The sequence below is a fragment of the Borrelia puertoricensis genome (assembly GCF_023035875.1).
In the GTDB taxonomy this organism is placed as follows: domain Bacteria; phylum Spirochaetota; class Spirochaetia; order Borreliales; family Borreliaceae; genus Borrelia; species Borrelia puertoricensis.
The window spans coordinates 797,469-818,640 of record NZ_CP075379.1 but is presented as its reverse complement, the minus strand read 5'-3'; the positions used below and the strand labels follow the sequence as shown (position 1 = coordinate 818,640).

The 21,172-nt window shown below is 27.1% G+C and carries 22 protein-coding genes and 3 tRNA genes; 18 read left to right on the top strand and 7 right to left on the bottom strand.

Annotated features, from left to right (window positions below; translation table 11 throughout):
- Position 1 precedes the first annotated feature (1 nt).
- Genes murG through bpuSUM_RS03870 form a run of 5 tightly spaced genes read left to right on the top strand, consistent with a single transcriptional unit; the run spans position 2 to position 5,145 of the window.
- On the top strand, positions 2 to 1,090 hold the full coding sequence (murG, locus tag bpuSUM_RS03890; protein ID WP_247065999.1) for an undecaprenyldiphospho-muramoylpentapeptide beta-N-acetylglucosaminyltransferase: 1,089 nt from the start codon (positions 2 to 4) through the stop codon (positions 1,088 to 1,090).
- Positions 1,080 to 1,568 (top strand): CvpA family protein, encoded by a 489-nt coding sequence (locus bpuSUM_RS03885; RefSeq protein ID WP_247065998.1) that lies wholly within the window; start codon positions 1,080 to 1,082, stop codon positions 1,566 to 1,568. The genes murG and bpuSUM_RS03885 overlap by 11 nt, the downstream gene beginning before the upstream one ends.
- Before the next feature lie 10 nt (positions 1,569 to 1,578).
- Complete coding sequence (locus tag bpuSUM_RS03880; protein WP_247065997.1) at positions 1,579 to 2,622, top strand: hypothetical protein; 1,044 nt, start codon at positions 1,579 to 1,581, stop codon at positions 2,620 to 2,622.
- A complete protein-coding gene (locus bpuSUM_RS03875; RefSeq protein WP_247065995.1) occupies positions 2,622 to 3,782 on the top strand; it encodes a two-component system sensor histidine kinase NtrB in 1,161 nt (386 codons plus the stop codon). The genes bpuSUM_RS03880 and bpuSUM_RS03875 overlap by 1 nt, the downstream gene beginning before the upstream one ends.
- Complete coding sequence (locus bpuSUM_RS03870) at positions 3,775 to 5,145, top strand: sigma-54-dependent transcriptional regulator (protein ID WP_247065994.1); 1,371 nt, start codon at positions 3,775 to 3,777, stop codon at positions 5,143 to 5,145. Before bpuSUM_RS03875 ends, bpuSUM_RS03870 begins: the two co-directional genes overlap by 8 nt.
- A 154-nt stretch (positions 5,146 to 5,299) precedes the next feature.
- On the opposite strand, the gene bpuSUM_RS03865 is transcribed toward bpuSUM_RS03870, so the two are convergent.
- Positions 5,300 to 6,187 carry a LysM peptidoglycan-binding domain-containing M23 family metallopeptidase gene (locus tag bpuSUM_RS03865; protein WP_247065992.1) on the bottom strand — a complete coding sequence of 296 codons (888 nt, stop codon included), beginning with the start codon at positions 6,185 to 6,187 and terminating at the stop codon, positions 5,300 to 5,302.
- A gap of 108 nt (positions 6,188 to 6,295) precedes the next feature.
- Here bpuSUM_RS03865 and bpuSUM_RS03860 point away from each other — a divergent pair, with 108 nt between their 5' ends.
- On the top strand, positions 6,296 to 6,625 hold the full coding sequence (locus tag bpuSUM_RS03860) for a nucleoside triphosphate pyrophosphohydrolase family protein (RefSeq protein ID WP_011772692.1): 330 nt from the start codon (positions 6,296 to 6,298) through the stop codon (positions 6,623 to 6,625).
- Between the two features lie 37 nt (positions 6,626 to 6,662).
- Positions 6,663 to 7,556, top strand: a complete 894-nt coding sequence (locus bpuSUM_RS03855; RefSeq protein WP_247065990.1) for an undecaprenyl phosphate translocase family protein — start codon at positions 6,663 to 6,665, stop codon at positions 7,554 to 7,556.
- Here the strand turns inward: bpuSUM_RS03855 and bpuSUM_RS03850 are convergent.
- From bpuSUM_RS03850 to bpuSUM_RS03840, 3 genes are all read right to left on the bottom strand, one after another.
- Positions 7,538 to 7,621, bottom strand: a tRNA-Leu gene (locus tag bpuSUM_RS03850). The genes bpuSUM_RS03855 and bpuSUM_RS03850 overlap by 19 nt on opposite strands.
- A 59-nt stretch (positions 7,622 to 7,680) precedes the next feature.
- On the bottom strand, positions 7,681 to 8,340 hold the full coding sequence (locus tag bpuSUM_RS03845) for a hypothetical protein (protein ID WP_247065988.1): 660 nt from the start codon (positions 8,338 to 8,340) through the stop codon (positions 7,681 to 7,683).
- Between the two features lie 46 nt (positions 8,341 to 8,386).
- Positions 8,387 to 8,977, bottom strand: coding sequence for an ATP-dependent Clp protease proteolytic subunit (locus bpuSUM_RS03840; RefSeq protein WP_247065986.1), 591 nt, complete (start codon positions 8,975 to 8,977; stop codon positions 8,387 to 8,389).
- A gap of 198 nt (positions 8,978 to 9,175) precedes the next feature.
- Here bpuSUM_RS03840 and bpuSUM_RS03835 point away from each other — a divergent pair, with 198 nt between their 5' ends.
- The 6 genes from bpuSUM_RS03835 to bpuSUM_RS03810 all read left to right on the top strand — a co-directional run bounded on the left by bpuSUM_RS03835 (position 9,176) and on the right by bpuSUM_RS03810 (position 15,732).
- Positions 9,176 to 10,237: an NAD(P)/FAD-dependent oxidoreductase gene (locus bpuSUM_RS03835; RefSeq protein WP_247065984.1), complete on the top strand. Its 1,062-nt coding sequence runs from the start codon at positions 9,176 to 9,178 to the stop codon at positions 10,235 to 10,237.
- A 319-nt stretch (positions 10,238 to 10,556) separates the two neighbouring features.
- A complete protein-coding gene (locus tag bpuSUM_RS03830; protein WP_247065982.1) occupies positions 10,557 to 11,516 on the top strand; it encodes a ribonuclease Z in 960 nt (319 codons plus the stop codon).
- Positions 11,517 to 11,540: 24 nt separating this feature from the next.
- Complete coding sequence (locus bpuSUM_RS03825; RefSeq protein ID WP_247065980.1) at positions 11,541 to 12,464, top strand: ABC transporter ATP-binding protein; 924 nt, start codon at positions 11,541 to 11,543, stop codon at positions 12,462 to 12,464.
- Positions 12,464 to 13,198 carry an ABC transporter permease gene (locus bpuSUM_RS03820; protein WP_247065978.1) on the top strand — a complete coding sequence of 245 codons (735 nt, stop codon included), beginning with the start codon at positions 12,464 to 12,466 and terminating at the stop codon, positions 13,196 to 13,198. The genes bpuSUM_RS03825 and bpuSUM_RS03820 overlap by 1 nt, the downstream gene beginning before the upstream one ends.
- A gap of 7 nt (positions 13,199 to 13,205) precedes the next feature.
- Complete coding sequence (locus bpuSUM_RS03815) at positions 13,206 to 14,708, top strand: Gldg family protein (protein ID WP_247065976.1); 1,503 nt, start codon at positions 13,206 to 13,208, stop codon at positions 14,706 to 14,708.
- Positions 14,709 to 14,721: 13 nt separating this feature from the next.
- Positions 14,722 to 15,732, top strand: a complete 1,011-nt coding sequence (locus tag bpuSUM_RS03810; RefSeq protein ID WP_247065974.1) for a DUF4340 domain-containing protein — start codon at positions 14,722 to 14,724, stop codon at positions 15,730 to 15,732.
- Here the strand turns inward: bpuSUM_RS03810 and bpuSUM_RS03805 are convergent.
- Both bpuSUM_RS03805 and bpuSUM_RS03800 read right to left on the bottom strand, forming a co-directional pair.
- Positions 15,689 to 16,180, bottom strand: a complete 492-nt coding sequence (locus bpuSUM_RS03805) for a hypothetical protein (protein WP_247065972.1) — start codon at positions 16,178 to 16,180, stop codon at positions 15,689 to 15,691. The genes bpuSUM_RS03810 and bpuSUM_RS03805 overlap by 44 nt on opposite strands.
- Positions 16,181 to 16,240: 60 nt before the next feature.
- Positions 16,241 to 17,875, bottom strand: a complete 1,635-nt coding sequence (locus bpuSUM_RS03800) for a hypothetical protein (RefSeq protein ID WP_247065970.1) — start codon at positions 17,873 to 17,875, stop codon at positions 16,241 to 16,243.
- 78 nt (positions 17,876 to 17,953) lie between these two features.
- On the opposite strand from bpuSUM_RS03800, the gene bpuSUM_RS03795 reads away from it, so the two are divergent.
- From bpuSUM_RS03795 to bpuSUM_RS03785, 3 genes are all read left to right on the top strand, one after another.
- Complete coding sequence (locus tag bpuSUM_RS03795) at positions 17,954 to 18,379, top strand: septum formation initiator family protein (protein ID WP_247065968.1); 426 nt, start codon at positions 17,954 to 17,956, stop codon at positions 18,377 to 18,379.
- A 61-nt stretch (positions 18,380 to 18,440) separates the two neighbouring features.
- Positions 18,441 to 19,388: an ABC transporter permease subunit gene (locus bpuSUM_RS03790; RefSeq protein ID WP_247065967.1), complete on the top strand. Its 948-nt coding sequence runs from the start codon at positions 18,441 to 18,443 to the stop codon at positions 19,386 to 19,388.
- 2 nt (positions 19,389 to 19,390) lie between these two features.
- Complete coding sequence (locus tag bpuSUM_RS03785; protein ID WP_247065965.1) at positions 19,391 to 20,242, top strand: ABC transporter permease subunit; 852 nt, start codon at positions 19,391 to 19,393, stop codon at positions 20,240 to 20,242.
- Positions 20,243 to 20,249: 7 nt separating this feature from the next.
- On the opposite strand, the gene bpuSUM_RS03780 is transcribed toward bpuSUM_RS03785, so the two are convergent.
- The gene (locus tag bpuSUM_RS03780; RefSeq protein ID WP_247066331.1) at positions 20,250 to 20,885 is read right to left on the bottom strand and encodes an endonuclease III domain-containing protein; all 636 of its coding nucleotides are present in this window, start codon (positions 20,883 to 20,885) and stop codon (positions 20,250 to 20,252) included.
- An 84-nt stretch (positions 20,886 to 20,969) separates the two neighbouring features.
- Between bpuSUM_RS03780 and bpuSUM_RS03775 the strand changes: the two genes are divergently transcribed.
- Both bpuSUM_RS03775 and bpuSUM_RS03770 read left to right on the top strand, forming a co-directional pair.
- Positions 20,970 to 21,043 (top strand) — tRNA-Arg (locus bpuSUM_RS03775).
- A 9-nt stretch (positions 21,044 to 21,052) separates the two neighbouring features.
- Positions 21,053 to 21,125: transfer RNA gene (locus bpuSUM_RS03770), tRNA-Pro, on the top strand.
- Positions 21,126 to 21,172 lie beyond the last annotated feature (47 nt).

Sequence of the window (21,172 nt, the reverse complement as noted above, 5' to 3'; positions counted from 1 at the left end):
TATGAAAACTAAGAAAAGAATATTTTTTACAGGAGGAGGTACAGGAGGACATGTTTTCCCAGGAATAGCAATAATTTCAAAACTAAGAGAACTTGATACAAATATCGAATTTTTTTGGTTAGGACAAAAAGACTCAATGGAAGACAAGATCATAAAAGATCACGTGTATATCAAATTTATCGCAATTCCATCAGGAAAACTCAGAAGATATTTTTCACTGCAAAATTTTACTGACTTTTTTAAGGTCATATTTGGAATAATCAAAAGCTTTTTCATAATAAAAAAGTATAGACCCCAAATTATATACGCAACTGGTGGTTTTGTATCAAGTCCACCAATTATTGCAGCAAGTCTACTTAAGGTAAAAAGTATAACCCACGAAATGGACCTTGATCCTGGTCTTGCAACAAAAATCAATTCAAAATTTGCAAACAAAATACATATCAGCTTTAAAGAAAGCACAAAATATTTTAAGAACAAAAATGTCTTATATACAGGCTCACCAATAAGAAAAGAATTCTCAAGTCCAAATCCAAATATAATAAAAAATTTAACTCAAGATACAAAAAAACCCATAATTAGCATACTTGGAGGTTCTCTTGGAGCAGAAATTCTAAATAAATTAACACTCAATATCAAAAACAAAATTGATGCGTATTTTATCCATCAATGTGGAAGAAATTTAGATGCGACTAGAGAAAATAATTATTTAAGAAAGCAATTTTTTAATGCAGAAGAAATGGCAAGCATAATAAAATTTTCAAATATAATAATAAGCAGAGCAGGATCAGGGGCTATTAAAGAATTTGCCAATGCTGGTGCATGCGTAATATTTATTCCATTTGTAAAAGGCTCAAGAGGAGATCAAGTCAGAAATGCAAAATTACTAGAAGAACAAAATGCATGTTTCAAAATAGATGAAGAGAACCTAAGTGAAAGCAAAATCATAAATATGATAAAAGCAATCCTAGAAAATAAAGAAAAGTCCAATATACTAAGAAATAATATAAAAGAATTCCACAATCAAGACTCATCAATCCTAATAGCTAATTTATTGTTAAAAGAATTTGAGGAAATAAATGCTGGTTAACGACCCTTTCAAAATAACTGGTATAGTCGACATACTAATAATAATAATTTTTATATCACTAGGATTTAGAGGATTTTTACGGGGTTTCATCAAAGAAATTGCTGGATTTGTTGAAATTTTTACTTTAATATTTTTGCTTTACAATAAAACCAATGATTTTAAAATATTAATATTACCTATTCTCGATTTATCATATGTTCAAGCATTACTAGTATTTTTTTTAATAATACACATAGGATTCTTAATCTTACAAGCACTAATTGAATCAATAATAAATCACCTTAAGTTATTATTTTTCAACAGGTTACTTGGACTAATACTTGGTTTATTTGAAGCCTTTGGAATCATTGCAATTGTAGTATATATAATATACTCTCAACAAATCTTTAATCCCAACTACTTCTTAGAAGAAAGCAAATTGCTTAAATATCTAAATCCTAGCATAAACTATTTGTTTAAAATATCAAAAAGACAGTAAAGAGAATCACATGGAAAATTTATCCGAAATAACTTACGAAATAATTAATGAGTATGAAAAAGGCAATCTACCAAATGCAATACTTTTTTGGGGAGAGAGATTTTCTTCTAAAAAAACAACTGCAATTGAACTTGCAAAAAAAATCTTAAATACAAAAACTTTAACAAACCCAAATTTAATAATTTTCTCAAGTCTTAACACAATAGAGGCAAAGGCATATCTTAATGTAAACTCAAATAAAGTTATAAATAAATATCTAGAATATGTTAAAAATATCATTTTTACTAAATACAATTTCAGCAACGATAAAAACCTTAAAAAAATAGAAACAAACATTAATTTTATTAATGATATCTATTACAAAAACGAATATAATGAGACAATCACAAAAGAACTTATTAAAAAAATTGAGGAAATAATTAAAAACATAAACTTTAATATTACCATTAGTGATGTTAGAAAAATTAAATCCTGGGTATTATCAGAGAAACATAAGATAAAGGTAATTTATATTAATGAAATTGAAAATCTAAATTTTAATGTCTATAATGCACTACTAAAAATACTAGAAGAACCACCTTTAAACATTTATTTTATTTTAGCTACAAGAAACAAAAACAAGATTCCAAAAACAATCCTTTCAAGACTAAGACTATACAGATTCAAAAAGGAAAATAGAGATTTTGAGATCAAAAAATTCAAAGCAATCTTTAATAAAAATGATGAAATAACAACAAAAGAGTATTTCGACTCATTTTATAGTGAAGAATACACAAAATTAAAAGAAGAAGTCAAGCGAATTTTAAATATAATAAAAGAAAAACAGGGCATATTTAATCTTGACACATTCAATTTCCTAAAAGATGAAAATATATTTAAATTATTCTTACAAGAACTTACAAATCAGCTTAGACATGAATTTTTAAGCCAAAATTTAGACACTAATACATATCTGAAAAGATTAGAATATCTAAAATACATATCAAAATACAGTCCATACAACCAGAATAAAAAATTAATAATCGAAAATTTAATGCTAAATTACGAGGATTAATGAGCAAATTTTTAAAGAAAACCTTGACCAAATTAAATAAATTATCAAGCGATCAAAAACTTAAATTTATTCAAGATATCTATAAAAAAATAGAAATATATGATGGTATTTTTGCATCCATTAATGAAGGGATCCTAGTTCTTGATAAACTTAATAACATAATTTACCTAAACAAAATGCTATTTCGAATTTTAGTCATCAGTCCTAAATACAAACTAGAAACCCTTAAAGATATTCAAATTCCAACTCTAACAAACTTAATAGAAGAACTAGTAACAAATGAAGATAAAATAATAGGATTTGAGGTACAAATTTCAACAAACATATACATTAAAATATCATTTATGCCATACGTCAGGAATCAAAAGCTTGAAGGAAATATTATTTTAATTGAAGATATTAAAGATAAAAAACATAAAGAAGAACTTTTTAGAAGAGCTGAAGCTTTAGCTGCTTTTACAAGACATGCAAGAAATATTGCTCATGAGATTAAAAATCCACTAGGAGCAATTGATATAAACTTACAACTACTCAAAAAAGAAATAGATAGACAAAGTATCAAAAGCACAAAAGCAAATAATTACTTCAAAATAATAAAAGAAGAAATAAATAGAATGGATAAAACTGTAACAGATTTTTTATTAACAGTAAGACCAATAAAAATAGTACCAGAAAAAAAAAATCTTACTAACGTTATAAAAAGCGTCTATAACCTATTAAATCCAGAATTAAACAATAAAGATATTAAATTCCTAATCAATCTAAAAAAAGTAAGCTCTGCATTAATTGACGAAAAACTCATCCGGCAAGTAATAATCAACATAGTAAAAAATGCAGAAGAAGCACTACTTGAATCAAACAAAAAGACAAAAAAAATAGAAATTTCTATTCACGAAAACACAGAAAAAATATACATTAGCATTAAAGATAATGGAAATGGAATAAAAAATGAAACAAAAGATGAAATATTCAAGCCTCAATTTAGCACAAAAGAAAGTGGAAGTGGCATAGGACTAACTATCTCTTATAAAATAATTAAAGAACATGGAGGTGAAATTTTTGTGGAAAGTAAAGAGATGAAGGGAACATCTTTTACAATTACACTTCCAAAATTAAATACGGGCAAAATTCTAATTGAAGGATGTTTAGAGAATGAGTAAACTACTGGTAGCAGATGATGAAAAAAATATACGAGAAGGAATAGCAACTTATCTTGAAGATGAAGGTTATTTTGTATTTACTGCCAGTGATGGCAAGGAAGCACTTGAAACAATTAAAAGTGAAAAGATTGATGCCATAATATCTGACCTTAGAATGCCCCAAATATCAGGAGAAGAATTACTCAGAATCGTAAAAGATAAAAACCCAAATATTCCCTTCATTATTCTTACAGCTCATGGAACTGTCGATTCAGCAGTAGATGCCATGCGAGAAGGTGCTTATGATTTTTTAACCAAACCTGTTGATCTTGAAAGGCTGTTACTCATAATAAAACGAGCCTTAAATGGTAAAAATGACAAAAGGCATGAAAACATATCCCAAGATAATGTCATAATTCGAAAAGATTTAAATTACTATGAACGTATATTTGGAAAATCCCTTATAATGCAAAAAACCTTAGAACTTGTAAAAAAAATTGCAAAATCAAAAGCATCTGTCTTAATAATTGGAGAGAGCGGAGTTGGAAAAGAAGTAATAGCAGACGCCATATTTGACTTATCAAATAGAAATGATAAACCCTTTATTAAAGTCAATTGCGCTGCACTCTCTGAGAGTACACTTGAGAGTGAACTCTTTGGACATGAAAAAGGAGCATTCACAGGTGCAATATCTCAAAAAAAAGGTAGATTCGAATTAGCAGATAAAGGAACGATATTTTTAGACGAAATAGTAGAAACATCACCCGAGGTTCAAGTAAAACTACTAAGGGTACTTCAAAATAGAACATTCGAACGAGTAGGTGGAGAAACTACTATGCAAGTCGATATTAGATTATTAACAGCAACAAACAAAAATATTGAAGAAGAAATTAAAAAAGGAAGGTTTAGAGAAGATTTATTTTATAGGCTTAACATAATAAATATCAATATTCCTCCCTTAAGAGAGAGAAAAGACGATATACCAAAGCTAACAAAAATACTAATTAAAGGTGTTGCAAGTGAAAATAATAGAGAAGAGAAAAGCCTCTCTAATGATGCACTAAAAGCCCTTTATGCATATGATTGGCCAGGAAATATTAGAGAACTCAAAAATGTACTAGAGAGCGCCTTAATATTATCTAAGGGAAAGCAAATTGTAAAAGATGATTTACCTCCCAAAATTAGAAATAACACAAACCAAATAATTAAAATTACACTACCAATAGGTATAAGCTTAAAAGAAGCAGAAAAAGAAATCATTAAGCAAACACTTTTACATTCTAAGAACAATAAAAGCAAATGTGCCAAAATACTTAAAATAGGAAGAAAAACTTTGCACAATAAAATAACAGAGTATGATATAGATTCAATAAAGCACAATTAATTAATAATTAGTACAAAAAAGCATACCGATTATTTCACGATATATATTTTTTAGTATAAAAATATATTAATGCCAATTTAAACAAAGTATGGCAAAAAACTATATCCTTATATTTAAAATCGACCTATCATATACTGATCAAAGAAGTATCTATCTACTTCAAAATCCTAATAGGATTAATAGGTTCATCTTTTTTCAATATTTCAAAATGCAAATGGGGACCTGTTGAACGACCAGTTTGACCTACTCTACCAACAATATCCCCTGTTCTTAAAACATCTCCTTTCCTTACAATATAAGAACTAAGATGGCCATAAAAGGATTTAATATTGTTTTTATGTTCAACTACAACAAAATTGCCATAAATATCATTATAGTCAACTACAACTACAACTCCATAAGATGAGCAAAAAACCAAAGAATTCATTGGAGCTGCAAGATCTATACCTTTATGAAAATTTTTAACACCAGTAAACGGATCTGCTCTAAATCCAAAATCAGAGCTAATAATAAAGCCCTTTAAAGGCAAAATAAAATCAGAATTCAAAAAGAAAAGCATTTCTGTGCTTGAGAGGTAACTTAACTCTGGTTGTATCAAAGAATCAAAAAAATAAAACTCATAAATCTTATTGTTTTGTCTAACCTTTATCTTTTCTGCTTTTGTTAAATCCCTTGTTGCTAAAAGTAAACTATTAAATCTATGTTCCCTATTATCAATAATAAAAATGCCTTTTTTACTAGGAATTAAGATTTCTTCTCCTGCCTTTAAAAAAGGAGAATCTAATAAATTAATTGTTGAAATGCTAGTTTGCCAACCATTTACCTTATTTGCAATCTTAAAAAAAGTATCACCTTCTTTAACTTTATATGAATAAATAAATAAAGGAATTTGTACTCTTTTATTATATTTAGCAATTTTTGACTTAAGATCATAAAAAATAGGATCTTTATTTGAAAAATTATTTATCACAAGATAAGAATAGGCACAATCAAACTGTAAAAAGAATAAGACAAATCCTAATAAAATAGCAAATTTAGTCAAAGATAAACTCCAATTAATATATGGAGTTAATATAATAAAAATTTAAAAAAAAGGAAATAATAAATAAACTTGTAAATAAATAAAAACTATATTAAACTAATCTTAATTATGAAATTAAATGAATATCAAATAAAGGCTAAACAAACTGCTAAATATAAAAATAAAAAGGAAGAACTAATCTTAACAACCCTTGGGCTTGCTGGAGAGACAGGTGAAGTTGTAGAGAAAATAAAAAAACTAGGTCGTGATAAAGAATATATCCTTGATGATGAATATCTATTGGCAATTAAGAAAGAACTTGGTGATGTGTTATGGTACATTTCAAATTTAAGTAATAATCTTGGAATAACACTTGAAGATGTTGCTATTACAAATTTAGAAAAATTAAAAAAAAGACATGAAAACGGCACAATTAATGGCGAAGGCGATGAAAGATAAAAGACATTAAGCTCTAAGTTTACGTATATAAGAAATAATGATAAGTATTTATATAAAAGGTTTACTAATTGGTATTGCAAGTATAATACCAGGAGTTTCGGGGGGCACTCTAGCCTTAATGCTAGGGATTTACTACAATATAATAAATTCATCTGCAAATTTAATAAAATTAAAAAAGGTAAAAGAAAACACATTTTTTCTTGGAATATTATCACTTGGCATATTAACTTCAACAACCATCCTTGCAAAAATATTTAAAAGCTATATTTTAGATGGAGCAATAAGAGAAACATACTTAAATGTATTTTTTACAGGATTAATCACAGGAAGCATATTCACATTAAAAAAAGAAATAGATACAAAAACAAAAATTAACAAGCATAAAGAAAGTACAAAACATTTATTATTTTCAATTGGATTGCTCACTACACTATTTTTATTGATACTGCAAACTTACGATATATCACTAAATATATCAGCATATCAAGATAAAAATTCGATTAAATATTACTTACTCATTATTAGTTCAGGAATAATAGGTGGCAGTGCAATGATCCTACCGGGCATCTCAGGTTCACTCATATTGTTAAGTCTTGGAACTTATAAAGAAATCATCAACATCATTTCACAACTCAATATAAAACTATGCATAACACTTGGAATATCCACAATAATAGGAACAGGAATTACAATACTAATAATCAAACAAACAATAGACAAGCATATTGTAAAATTTCTCTATTTATCTACAGGTTTAATCATGGGATCAATCATAAATATGCTATTTGCCATAACAAAACTCAACGTACAACATAATTTAATAACTTACCTATCTTTAAGTACCCTATTTATTACAGGAATTTACATAAATAAACTACTTATGGATAAATCAAGCAATTTGAAAATCTTAAATACCGAAAACCGGACTTGAACCGGTACGGAGTTTCCTCCTCAGGATTTTAAGTCCTGTGTGTCTACCATTTCCACCATTTCGGCATCGCTAGTAATGATATAATAATGCAATAATGATGTCAAGAACTAAATATTTACAAATTTTATTTAATCAAAATACTTTTTGGAAAGCTATTTATATAAAAATCATCATATAAATAACTTAAAACAACATAAACCAAAGAACGAAGGGATATTTGAGCTGAAAAATTAGAATAAACTCGATCATCAATGGTATTAATTATATGCAAAGGATTAATTGAATCATAAATCAAACTAAAATAACCATTTCTAATAATGATATCTAATACATCAAGCTCACGCTTACCCAAAATAAAAAGTAAATTTTTATACCTATAATTCAAATATGTTATTTGATCATCAAGAATAAAAATATCTAAATTATTAACTATTTCTTCATCAAAATTAAAAACAACAATCCCATAATGATGATCTTTAAACATAAAATCAACAACCACACCTAACCTGCACTCATAAAGTCCTTCAATAAAATCTAAAATTTGAATCTTAATCTTTTCTTTAGCAAGAATACCAATAGAAGAGTGATTATTTTGCCTAATAAAATAGGCATTTTTAAAATTTCCAAATGAAACTCTGTTATTAACTAGATCCAATTCCTCTTTATTACCTAAATTTTTAATAATGACTAAATCAAAATCTGACAAAAACATATTATAAGCAACATCTACTAATGCATCCAAAGAAGTAAAATTCTTTGGAAAACTAGTAATACCAAATTCCAAAATGCTAAAATTTCTCCTTGAAAAGCTACAAGATAATATTAAAAAACTAAGAAATAAATTCTTCAAGCTCAAGTCTAGTTGTAACAATTTTAAAGACAAGACCATATTTCATTGCAGATTTACTACCTAACCAAAAATCTCTATCGGTATCTTTTTCAACCTTATCAAGTTCCTGACCCGTCTCTTTTGCAATAATATCATTAAGTTCACTCTTAACTTTATTAAGTTCATTTGTATAAATTTCAATATCTGTAGCAACTCCTTTAAAACCACTTAAAGGTTGATGCAATAAATATCTCGCATGAGGTAAAGAAAATCTACTCTTTGAATCTGCAGCCAAAAAAATTAAAGCACCAGCACTTGCCACAAGTCCAACTCCAATTGTAAAAACCTTAGGCTTTACAAAACGTATCATGTTAAAAATAGCAAACCCAGCATCAATATCACCACCCTCCGAGTCAATGTAAACAAATATCGGTTTATTGCAATCTGATGCTTCCAAAAATAATATTCTTTCCTGAAATAACTTAGAAGTATCTTTATTAATCTCCCCTGTAATAACTATTGATCTACTCTTTAATACAAACTCCAATGACTGCTGTATTTCTGTTTGCATCTTCATATCTTTAAAATCCATAAACTTACCTTTTCAACAAATATAATGTGATATATATTATAATTAAAAACAAAAGGTTTTTAAATGTCCATATCAACATAAGAAAGATACACCACTAAAGATGACCAATATTTGAAAAAAACAAGATAAAATTTTTGATAATGAAAAATTTGAGAATAAATTACAAATAAAACAGAACTTAAAAAAAGGAATATTTAAATGGAATATGAATTTGCAGTCATTGGTGGTGGCATTGCCGGGAGTACTTTAACTTATGAAATACTTCGAAGAAAAAAAAGTGTGATTCTCTTTGACAATGGAGCTGAGAAAGCAACAACTGTAGCAGGAGGGCTTATTAACCCTATTATGGGAAGAAAAATGAACATTGCTTGGAGAGAACCTGAAATTTTCACATTTGCAATTCAATACTACAAAGAAATGGAAAAAAATATTAACTGTGATTTCTTAAAAGAAAATCCTATTTTCAGACCATTTACCACAAAAACACAAAAAGATGAACTGATTGCAAAAATCAAAAATGATGAGAATATAAAAGACTTCATCACGGAAATAAAAAATGGAAAAATACACGATTTTTCCAATGACAATGATGGGGGCATACTAATAAAGGGTGCAATAATGAATACAAATTTATATATACAAACTCTTAAAAAGTACTTTACAAAGTATAAAGCATACATAGAAGCAGAAATTAATGAAGATGAAATTAAAACAAATGACAAATCTTTTATAATTAATGAATTTAAATTCAAAAAATTAATATTGACAAGAGGATACAAAGAAAAAATTGCAAGGCTTTTTTCATACCTTCCATTTAAACTAGCAAAAGGAGAAATACTTATAATAGAAATACAAGGATTAAATCTTAAAGAAATTTATAATAGGCATGTATCCCTAATACCTCTACAAGATAACAAATTCTACCTTGGCGGAACTTACGAATGGAAAACGTTAGATATAAGCACAAATGAATGGGCAAAAAAAGAATTACTAAACAAGCTTAAAAAGATTACAAACCTAAATTACAAAGTAATACAACACAAAGCGCACATTAGACCCTCTACAGTTGACCGAGAACCCTTTCTTGGTGAACATCCAAAATATAAAAACATATTTATATTAAATGGATTTGGAACACGAGGAATATCAATGGCAGCATATTTATCTAAAAAGATTTTAGATTATATTGAAAACAAGTCTAATCTCCCAACTTATTATGATATTAAAAGATATGAAAATTTATATAATTCCTTAAAATAGACAAAATATCTTACAACTTCATCTTCTTTAAATTTTCATTTCAATAAATAATTTTCACTTGAAATATTTCTAAATTTACAAAAAAATAATATAATATCCAAGTGTATGAAAAATTAAAATCTAATAATCAAAATAACATTCACCTACATTTTATCAAGGCAAAGATTCTACATAAAATACCAAGGAGCATGTATTATTAAATTAAAAAATCATTTTAAAAAAATAAAAGATACCAATACAAATTCCATGCTCGCTTTCAAAACCAGTTTTGAAACATATCTTTACACATTTCTAACAAAAAAATTTTGGGAGATTATTTTTGAACTTTAATATCAATATTCTTGGCACAGGAGGAACAAGACCACTACACAACAGATATTTAACTTCTGTTTTAATAGAATACCATGGAGAAAGCTTTCTCTTTGACTGCGGAGAAGCTACTCAAATGTCTCTTAGAAAACAAAAAATATCATGGCAAAAAATCAAAATGATTTGTATTACACATTTACATGCCGATCACATCACAGGTTTACTTGGAATAGTAATGTTGATGGCACAAAGTGGCAATACAAGGAAAGAACCTTTAACAATCATTGGACCTATTGGCATTAAAAAATATCTAGAAACAAACATAGAACTTTTACGAGTACACAAAAATTATGACATAATATACAAAGAAATAATAATCAATAAAACAGAATCAATTTTATATGAAGATAAAAAGAAAAGAATAGAATATATAAAACTTAAACACTCAATAGACTGCATCGGATATCTATTTATAGAAAAAAATAAGCCTGGAAAATTTGATACCCAAAAGGCAGAAAGTTTAAACATACCAAAAGGACCTATTAGAAAAAAATTACAGGAAGGATATGAAGTAATACTTAATGGAAAAAAAATATTACCTTCTGACATACTAGGAGAGCCTCAAAAAGGCCTAAAATTTGCATATATTACAGACACGGCTTACTTTGAAAAACTAAGCACACATGTCAAAAATTTCAATTTAGTAATTATTGAGAGTACATTCAAAAACGAATTAAAAGAGGAGGCTAAAAAAAAATTACACTTAACAGCAAAATTAGCAGCAAAAATTACAAAAGAAGCAAAGGTAAATCAAACAGGACTAATCCATTTTAGTGAAAGATATACACTAAATAAAGATCTATGCGAGCTACTAAACGAAGCAAAACAAGAATATCCAAATGGAGAGATATTTTTAACAAAAGATGGAATGAGACTTAAAGCAAATAAAGATAAATTTATTATAAAATAATAGTACTTAATAAGGAGACATCATATGATAAATGCAAAGAATATCACTAAAACATATGGCTCATTTGCAGCTCTCTTTAATGTAAGCTTCAAAGTTAACGAAGGAGAGGTTCTTGGAATACTTGGTCCAAATGGAGCAGGAAAATCGACATTAATCAAAATTCTAACATCATTTCATTATCCAAATAAGGGCAATGTAAAAATTTTCGGAAAAGATATTACAGAAAATTCAAAAGAAATATTGCAAAATGTAGGATACATACCTGAAAAACTGACTCTTTATCCTGAATTATCTGTTAAAGAGTATTTAAATTTTATATCAGAAATCAAAGGTGTTAAAAATCCAAAAAAAGAAATAGATAAGGCAATAGGTATTTTTAAGCTTGAAGGTGTCCAAAACAAACTAATATCGGCACTATCAAAAGGATTTAAGCAAAGAGTAGGCATAGCTGGTGCTATAATCAATAATCCCAAACTTGTAATACTTGATGAACCTACAAATGGGCTTGATCCAAACCAAATTATAGAATTTAAAGAATTTTTAAAAGAACTTACAAAAACTAGTACAATACTGTTTTCTTCTCACATTTTAAGCGAAGTTGAATCAATTTGTAAAAGAATAATTATTATTAATAATGGAGAAATTATTGCTGATGATACTAAGGAAAATATAGTTAAAAACAGACTTAAAGAAACTGAGCTAGATCTCATTATTTATAAAGATTCTGGAACAACAAAAGAACATTTAAGTAACAATGACATATTTACCTCAATTAAAATAGAAGAGTACGAGACAGAAATAAATGTTTCATTAAGACTTGCACCTGATAAAACTGAAAAAGAACTTTTTAATTATGTTGTAAGTAAAGGAATGATAATAAAAGCAATGATTCCAAAACATGAAAGTTTAGAAAAAATATTTAGTAAACTAACAAAGGAGAAAAAATAATGAAAATAGATCTAAGACAATCCTTAGCTTTGTCAAAAAAAGAATTAAAAGTTTTATTTGGCACACTAACTGCATATGTTGTAATGTTATTTTTTCTAATATTTATAAATTTTTCTTTTATTTTTTTATCAGGATTTTTTATTAAAGACAATGCATCATTAATGTCTTATTTCTCATCAATGCCTATCATTTTAATGTTAGTGCTTCCAGCTCTCAGTATGGGAGTATTCTCAGAAGAGCATAAAACAGGAAGCATTGAATTACTTTATGCACTACCAATAAGTCCACAAGAGATAGTACTTGGCAAATTTATCACACTTAAGATATTTACATTAATACTTTTTGCTCTCACACTACCACTAACAATAATGACAATTTTCATGGGCGAATTTGACCTTAGTATAATATTTCTTCAATATTTAGGAATAATACTTTATTCTTACTCAGTGCTTAGCATGGGAGTATTTATATCATCTATTACTAGAAGTCAAATAGTGTCTTACATACTAAGTGTATTTATCTTAATCATAATAGTCTTTTCAGGAAAGTTAGTAATGATATTTGGAAAAGACAATATATTTGGACAAATACTCAACTTTATCTCAATTACTAATCATTTTAGTTACTTTAATATGGGAATATTAAACTTATCAGATCTTATCTACTTCATTACATTTTCAGTTACATTTTTGATGTTAAGTTCATATAGCATAAGATTAAAAAAATGGAGATAATTATTTTATGAAAAATAAACATAAAGAGATTCTAAATTTAACCTTAAATCTTACAATAATATTTTTGCTCTTTTGCAACATATCTATTTTTATTTTTAAAATAGATTTTACTAAAAACAGAGCTTTTACAATTTCTAAAGTTACAAAAGATTTGATTTCAAATGCAAATGAAAACATATATATTACTTACTATAATTCTGCAAGTCTTGGAAATTATTTTGCATTTCCAGAACAAATAAAAAACTTTCTAACAAGCTTTGCTGATTCTTCAAGCGGAAAAGTAATTTATAGAGAAATAGATGCTGACAAATTAACCACTCCTTTAGAACAAATTGGAATTCCATCCCAACAAATCGATCTAAGAGAAATCAATCAACTTTCAATACTCAAAATATACTCAGGAATTGAAATAATTTATGAAGGCAAACGCGAGGTACTCCCAATAGTAACAGAAATTAGCAACTTAGAATATGATCTTGCAAGCAGCCTGGATAAGCTAATAAATAATACAAAAAAAGTATTAGGACTTGTGTTTGGAGATGCCAAATTAAAAGCAACACACAAAAATTTCATAGAAATAATGCAGAAAGCTTTCAAAACAGAAGTTAAAGAAATAAATCCCAATAATGAAGAATTAAAAGACATAAATGGATTATTTATAATTGGCTCTAAAGAAATAAATGGAGAGACTTTGAGAAAAATTGACGAATTTATTGTTAATAACGGAAAAGTCTTATTTACTACAAGTAAGATTGATTATAATCCTCAAAACCCATATAACACAACTTCAATCAAATCCGAACTTTTCAATCTAATTGAAAGTTACGGCATCAAATATAATGATAATATTATACTTGATAAAAAAGCACCAAGTCTTTTTTTAGGGGGTAATTTTCAAACTTACTACCCATGGATCTTGATTGATAAAAGTAATATCATAGATCTCGGTAATCCCTTACTTAAAAACTTCTATGATGCCATAATTCCTTGGGGTAATTCAATAGATCTGATAGAAACTAAAAACAATGGCGATATAAAATATTTACCCCTATTTGCAAGCTCTAAAGAATCTTGGCAAATTAATGATGAAGAAGTTGCAAGCATAGCTATGCATTCATTTAACGTTCCAAAAACCTTTGAGAAAGAAGATAAGCAAAAAATTCTTGGATATTCAGTTGAAGGACAAATTAAAAGTTTCTATAAAGATAAAAAATCTGAAAATTCAAAAATAATTTTATTAGGCTCAAGCATGATATTTAGTGATTATATGTATAATGGTTCACCCTCAAACTTTGAACTTGCCGGAAGAATTTCTGATTACTTGATGCAAAAGGAAGCGTTTTTTAGCATTAAATCAAGAGAAGTACGTTCAAAATTAAAATTTATAAATTCATCAAAAGAAATGTTAAATGCAAAATTTTCATTAATAATCATAAATTTAATTATATTGCCTATAGCAATAATAATATTTGGACTTATTAGATTTACCAAAAAAAGAAGAATCAATTAATCAAGGAGAGTTTATGGACAATAAAAAAATGTTGCTAGGAATGAAAGAAAACATAAAAATAGTAATAATTGTAATATTAATATCCACATTTTTGTTAGGAATAATATTTTCCAATCAAAATCAAGTTGCAAGGCTTCTAGAAGAAAAATTTTTTACAGTAGATTTCAATCAAACTGCAAAAATCGAGACAGAACTTGACGGAATAATTACAAAATCGGGAAAAGGTTGGGAACTTCAATATAACGACATAAAACTTCCAATTGATGACAAAAAAGTCAACTCTATGATCCAAGATCTAGAAAAACTTCAAAAAAATCAACTTGTAAGTAGAGATCCAAAAAAACATAAAGAACTAGGAATAAAAGAAAAGCCAGATTTTAAATTCTTCGACGATAAAAATAATTTGCTAACAGAAATATTTATTGGAAATTCAGACGAAGGGGATTCAAGATTATCTTACATAAAAAACAGTGATTCAAACGTATATTTAACAAACAATATCTTCCTATCTTACAAAGGCAACTCTTACAATACATTCTCAAATACTAAACTTTTTGATGAACAAAACACAAAAATAGAACGTTTATCTCTCAAAGTATTAAATAAGCCAAAAAAAACTGAAGAAGATACAATACACAATGATTATAATATATCTATTCAAGACGGTCTTTACTTCTTCAATAAAGAAATACTACGCAATGAAAAAGTCTTACAAATGATCCAAGAATTCACAACAGATGGTATTGAAATAGATAAAACCAAAATCAACGACTATGATCTCCAATATAATATTGAAATACAATGGAATAACAAAGGTGTTAATAATATTGATGTTTATTTCAATAAAGATGAAAAAAACAGAGACATCCTACTAAAGAGAGATAATGATGTATATTACTATATCACTAACAAGTGGACTTTCTTTGACATATTTAACTTAGAGAAAAAGATAAAAATTAAAGATAATGATCCTAATGAAGCTAATCTAAAAGATAATAACGATCATCATGATCACCACCATTAATATCTCGATATATGCAATATAAAACAAAAACAGAAAAACAAAAATAGGCAAGAGATATTACAAAGAGATAAAAATGTAAAATGTAGACTATCCTGCTCTTTGGCAGGATATTATAATATACAACTAAACTAACAAGGGCATTACTCAATTCAAAATTAACTTTAATTCTTCTTATAAAAACACTATTTTTAAGAAAAGTCGGTTCTAATTTATCAGTCAGTTTATAAATTAAATCATCTTTTGATTTATAAATCAATATTCCATTTACCGATGAGAGTAAATAATAAGAATTAACCAAATCATTATCAAATAAAGTTTTATCGAAATAATTTTCTAAATCTAAATCCTTAAAAAAATCTATGTTATATGATTTTACATCATCTATTAAATCATCAAAATCAAAATTAATCTGATTTAAAAATTCATTAATAAAATAAAAAAAAGTCAAAAATAAAAATAAAACTGAAGCAACAAAAAACAAAAAATAATATCTAATTAAATAAATAGCCTACTCTCTTACTAGTAAACGCTTAATTTTTTGTAAAATCTCATATTCTTTTTTAATTTTAAAACTATTACCCTTAGAACTAGACTCAAGATCACTTTCCAATTTACTAATAAAACTAATTAATATAACCCGTTCTTCATCACTCAACTTAATCTTACTCAAATACTCATTATCATTAAACTTATTTATTATAGTCTCAACATCAGAAAAACTAAAATCGGAAACATAATTCTCATTGCTGACCTCTTGTCCCTTTAAAGAACACAAATCCAATTCTTCATCCTGCTCAAACTTTTCTTCCAAATCACTTACCTCAGCATCATAGAGATTTTCTTCCTCTAAATCTTCAATACAACATTGCAAGTCTACACAATTTAAATCTGCCTTTAACACATCTTCAAAATTATCAAGCTTTTTTAAACCAGAAGAAATATTATCAATTTCTTGATTTTGTCTCAAAATATCATTACCAACAACAGTATCTCTTTTACTCAAAGATGCATCATCACTCAAATTCACATCCACACTATCAATTTTATGAACAGCAATATCATTAAAATTACTTAATTCTTCATCTCCTTCCTTAAATTGCTCGTCATTTAAATCTTCTAAGCTTTTGTCTAAATATTCAATTTTATCTAAACTATCACCCAAAGAATAATCATGATCCCTCAAATTATCTTGCTCATAAGATGAAACATTCTCTTCTTCTACAATTTCTATACTAGAGGGTTCTTCATCAAGTATAAAATTACCTAAATGAGCACTATTGTTTACCTCCAAGTCAATATTAACAGAACTTTGATCAACTATAGATTCTCTTAAAATTTTATCCTCTCTATCTAAGCTTGTTACCAAATCCTGAACCTTACTATCATCTCCATTAACAACATTAACTAAACCAAAAGAAGAAGACTCACTTAACGAATCATTATCCTGGAATGTAGTAAAATCAATACACACAGGCTCTATATTTTCTTCATCTTTTTTATTAGATAACGAATCAACAACATTATAAATATTGTCATCTGAGTTTGAAGACAAAGTATGATCGATATTCACACTACTAGATTCATCTCTAAGAGCTTTGTCAAAAGAAACACCTATATCTGCACCATTATCCGATTTATTACTATTACTAAAACTTTTTTTGTTATCCCTTGAAATTTCATTAAGACCTTCAAGCAGAGCATCTAGCTCTTCTTGATTAAGTGAAACATTTGGTAAATTATTTTCTTTTCTTACTAATTCACCAAACTCATTCTCTTTAACATTAGTCTCATTCTGAAAATTCATAAGATTCATTGTTTTTAAACTAGGATTATCAAGTTCCTCATGAGCACTCAAACTACGCGTAAGTATTTCATCTTCAACCTTTGAAATACGACCTTCAACTTTTTTTAAATAATCAACTAACTCACTATGTCTTTGTTTTAAAGAATAATCAAGTCTTAATAATTTTTCATCTAAAAGATCTTCAATCTCCTCAGAACGCAGAGAAATAACTTTACCATTAACTGAATGCTGTAAAAATACACCATCTATATCGAAATCAACTTCTCTAGGGCCCTCCTTGATAAAAAAAGAATTTTTATGATTTGTCATATTAAAAAGTTCTTCTCCAACTCTATTCAAACAAAGATTATAACAACCTATAGTCAACAACTATATACTTGTAAATATAATATATTAAAGATATAATTACAAGATAATATGTCTTTAACAAAAAAAATTATGTTATCTACTTATACAGGAGTAATAAGTTATTTTATAATTACACCAATCTTTGGAGAGACAGGGATTATTAATTACAACAAATTAAATAATAATCTAATTTTAATGAAAAGCCATACTGAAAAATTAAAAGAAATACAAAAAAACTTAACAACAAAGTACATTAATTTGCAAATATCTAAACCAACAATTCTAAAAGAAGCTAGTAAATTAGGATATTATCCTAAAAATTCCATAATCATAAAGGATCTTGATGAAGATGAAAACTACTACCAAGGCAATTTTTTAAATATAAAACACACATCAGAAAACAAAAACATAGGCAAAAATTTTTACTTAATCTCAATAGTAATTTCACTAATATTTTACTTTTTATTAAGTTATCTAGACAAAATAAAATTTTAAATAAAAGAAAGTAAAAGGAGATAGAATTACAGCTGCATTTATTCTAAAAAATATATTATATATGTTGCTTAATGCTATTATATCAACATTTTTTTGCATATCATTGCTAAACATATTTTCTAATAATAATTCAAACATCCCATTTATACAAAAGAATATATTTAAAGATTATTTGGAATATATTGGAATACTTAAGAGCATCGAAAGCTATAAATTAATATACGACTTTGACCCAAACATTCCCCTAAGCAAAAGTTATTTTGTTAAACATATTGCAAGTAACTTATACATAGTTTATGAAACAAAGTATAAAGGAATAATATGGGGAACACCTCACAATTCCCCTCTTACAAACGGTAAATCACCAATGAAAACAATTTTTAGCAAAATGAAAAATACATTAAAAATATCAATACCAGGTATCGTACTGTCTTATGTCATAGCCATTTTTTTTATTATCATTTGGACTTTATTTATAAAAAACAAAATTTTAAATAATATTTTAGAATACATAATGTTATGCTTGCATTCACTACCAAGAAATCTGACTGTAATATTAATCGTTTCTCTACTCTACTATCTAAAAGTAAATCCAAAAAATTTAATAATAGGTGGATTTGCATGGTTTTTTTCATTTTTCATATTTAATGCAGTCATTTTTAAACAATCCCTAGACAAAAATTTATCCGAATTTTATATAATATCTGCAAAATCAAGGGGAATAAAAATTTTTAAAATAATAACAGTCCATGCATTAATTCCCTCTTTAGTTCCATTAATTACCAATCTTAGACCTACTCTAGCAACAGCTTTCTTGGGTTCCTCTTTTATTGAAATAATGTTTGGAATTGATGGAATTGGGGCTCTAACAATTAATGCAATAAAAAATAATGATTATATTGTTTATAGAGATTTGTTATTCGTTGGTGTATTTATTATGCTCATACCAAATTTAATAACAGATATTCTAACATATAATGTTAATCCCTATAAGGACGTACTAGAATAATAATGTATAAATTCAAAAAACTATATGTTATAGTATCAGGAATCTTCATCTCATTTTTAATGATAACTCCTAAGTTAATTAATGAAGGTTCAAAATTTGCAATATACAAAAAAGATCCAAATAAAACATACATTCAAACAATAAACAAACTACCTCAAACACCAACAGCCTCACATCCTCTAGGAACGGATAAAATGGGCAGAGATATATTAGCAAGACTAATACTTGCCACTAGAAACTCTATTTTACTTGCTTTTAGTTATGCAGCAATTTCTGCAATAATTGGAATTTTTATAGGAATAATAATAGGAAACTTAAAATTTAAAACTTGTCTGATAATTTCAAAACCAATAGAATCACTACAAACAATACCATTTTCTTACATATTAATGCTAATTTTTTACTACTTTGCAAAACAAAAAAATTATAACATATTAGAAATTTCATTTACTCTAGCCTTAATACACGGATGGATCAAATTTTCATTCATAACAAGAAATAACACACTAATAATTAAAAATCTTGACTACGTGCATGCAAGCAAGATTATAGGTGCAAGTCAATTTAGAATAATCACATATCACATATTTCCGGAAGTTTTAACATCAATATCATCAATAATTCCCCTACAAATCTCAAAAAGTCTAACTACATTTGAAGTAATAAATTTTTTACAACAAGAAGATAAAAGCTCTTATCCAAGCCTTGGAGAACTTTTAGGATATATAGAAATGGGAAGAGAATACTTTTGGATATGGTCAAAACCCTTAATCATATTACTCATCATTAACATTATACTAACATCAATAAGTTTAAAACTTAAAAAACATATGAAATCCTTCATTTCATCATAAACTACAATCAAACAAGTCTTGGTGCAAATTTCTCTAAAAAACAATTCTTGCAAGTCTTACTACGTGAAGTACAAATATCTCTCCCATGCTTATTAATAGCCATAGAAAATTTATATTGCTTATCATAAGATATTTTACTCTTTAAATCTAATTCAATTTTTAAAGGTGTTCTTTCAAATGTAATCCCATGTCTGATAACAACCCTACTAAAATGAGTATCTACAATTATAGCCGGCTTATCATAAACAACTCCAAGAATAACATTAGCGGTTTTCCTACCTACTCCTGGCAAAGACACAAGATCAAAAATATTATTTGGAATAATACCTTTAAAATTTTCTAAAACCATTCGTGCACAATTTATAATATTCTTAGATTTATTTGAATAAAATCCTAACTTATAAATTAAGTTCTCAACATTTATCAAATCAGCATTCGCCAAACTCCCAAAATCCCCATATCTTTTAAAAAGCTCAGGTGCAATCTTATTGACCATATTATCAGTTGTCCTTGCACTCAAAATTACCATTATCAAAAGCTCATAACTATTTCTGAAATTTAAAAAAGGTTTAACATCTGGATATCTGGATAGAGTTTCATCTACAATCAAATCAATATCAAGCATAAAATAATTATAAAACATCCACAATTTTAACAAAACATAAAGTAACAATATTTTTATTGACAAGGGGTTTTCAACATGATATACTCAAATTTAGGCTCAAAAGCGCTAATAGCTCAACTGGACAGAGCAACAGACTTCTAATCTGTAGGTTTTAGGTTCGAGTCCTAATTGGCGCGTAACTTTTTCGGGACATGGCCTAGCGGCTAAGGCACCTGCTTTGGGAGCAGGGGAGCGTGAGTTCGAATCTCACTGTCCCGACTGTTTCTATAATAATATAAAGGAAGAACAAAACTTTGTTCTTCCTT

Bases quoted from the DNA above. Each gene is read 5' to 3' on its own strand.
- murG (WP_247065999.1), top strand. From the start codon at position 2: ATGAAAACTAAGAAAAGAATATTTTTTACAGGAGGAGGTACAGGAGGA.
- bpuSUM_RS03885 (WP_247065998.1), top strand. From the start codon at position 1,080: ATGCTGGTTAACGACCCTTTCAAAATAACTGGTATAGTCGACATACTA.
- bpuSUM_RS03880 (WP_247065997.1), top strand. From the start codon at position 1,579: ATGGAAAATTTATCCGAAATAACTTACGAAATAATTAATGAGTATGAA.
- bpuSUM_RS03875 (WP_247065995.1), top strand. From the start codon at position 2,622: ATGAGCAAATTTTTAAAGAAAACCTTGACCAAATTAAATAAATTATCA.
- bpuSUM_RS03870 (WP_247065994.1), top strand. From the start codon at position 3,775: ATGAGTAAACTACTGGTAGCAGATGATGAAAAAAATATACGAGAAGGA.
- bpuSUM_RS03860 (WP_011772692.1), top strand. From the start codon at position 6,296: ATGAAATTAAATGAATATCAAATAAAGGCTAAACAAACTGCTAAATAT.
- bpuSUM_RS03855 (WP_247065990.1), top strand. From the start codon at position 6,663: ATGATAAGTATTTATATAAAAGGTTTACTAATTGGTATTGCAAGTATA.
- bpuSUM_RS03840 (WP_247065986.1), bottom strand. From the start codon at position 8,977: ATGGATTTTAAAGATATGAAGATGCAAACAGAAATACAGCAGTCATTG.
- bpuSUM_RS03835 (WP_247065984.1), top strand. From the start codon at position 9,176: ATGGAATATGAATTTGCAGTCATTGGTGGTGGCATTGCCGGGAGTACT.
- bpuSUM_RS03825 (WP_247065980.1), top strand. From the start codon at position 11,541: ATGATAAATGCAAAGAATATCACTAAAACATATGGCTCATTTGCAGCT.
- bpuSUM_RS03820 (WP_247065978.1), top strand. From the start codon at position 12,464: ATGAAAATAGATCTAAGACAATCCTTAGCTTTGTCAAAAAAAGAATTA.
- bpuSUM_RS03815 (WP_247065976.1), top strand. From the start codon at position 13,206: ATGAAAAATAAACATAAAGAGATTCTAAATTTAACCTTAAATCTTACA.
- bpuSUM_RS03810 (WP_247065974.1), top strand. From the start codon at position 14,722: ATGGACAATAAAAAAATGTTGCTAGGAATGAAAGAAAACATAAAAATA.
- bpuSUM_RS03795 (WP_247065968.1), top strand. From the start codon at position 17,954: ATGTCTTTAACAAAAAAAATTATGTTATCTACTTATACAGGAGTAATA.
- bpuSUM_RS03790 (WP_247065967.1), top strand. From the start codon at position 18,441: ATGTTGCTTAATGCTATTATATCAACATTTTTTTGCATATCATTGCTA.
- bpuSUM_RS03785 (WP_247065965.1), top strand. From the start codon at position 19,391: ATGTATAAATTCAAAAAACTATATGTTATAGTATCAGGAATCTTCATC.
- bpuSUM_RS03780 (WP_247066331.1), bottom strand. From the start codon at position 20,885: ATGTTTTATAATTATTTTATGCTTGATATTGATTTGATTGTAGATGAA.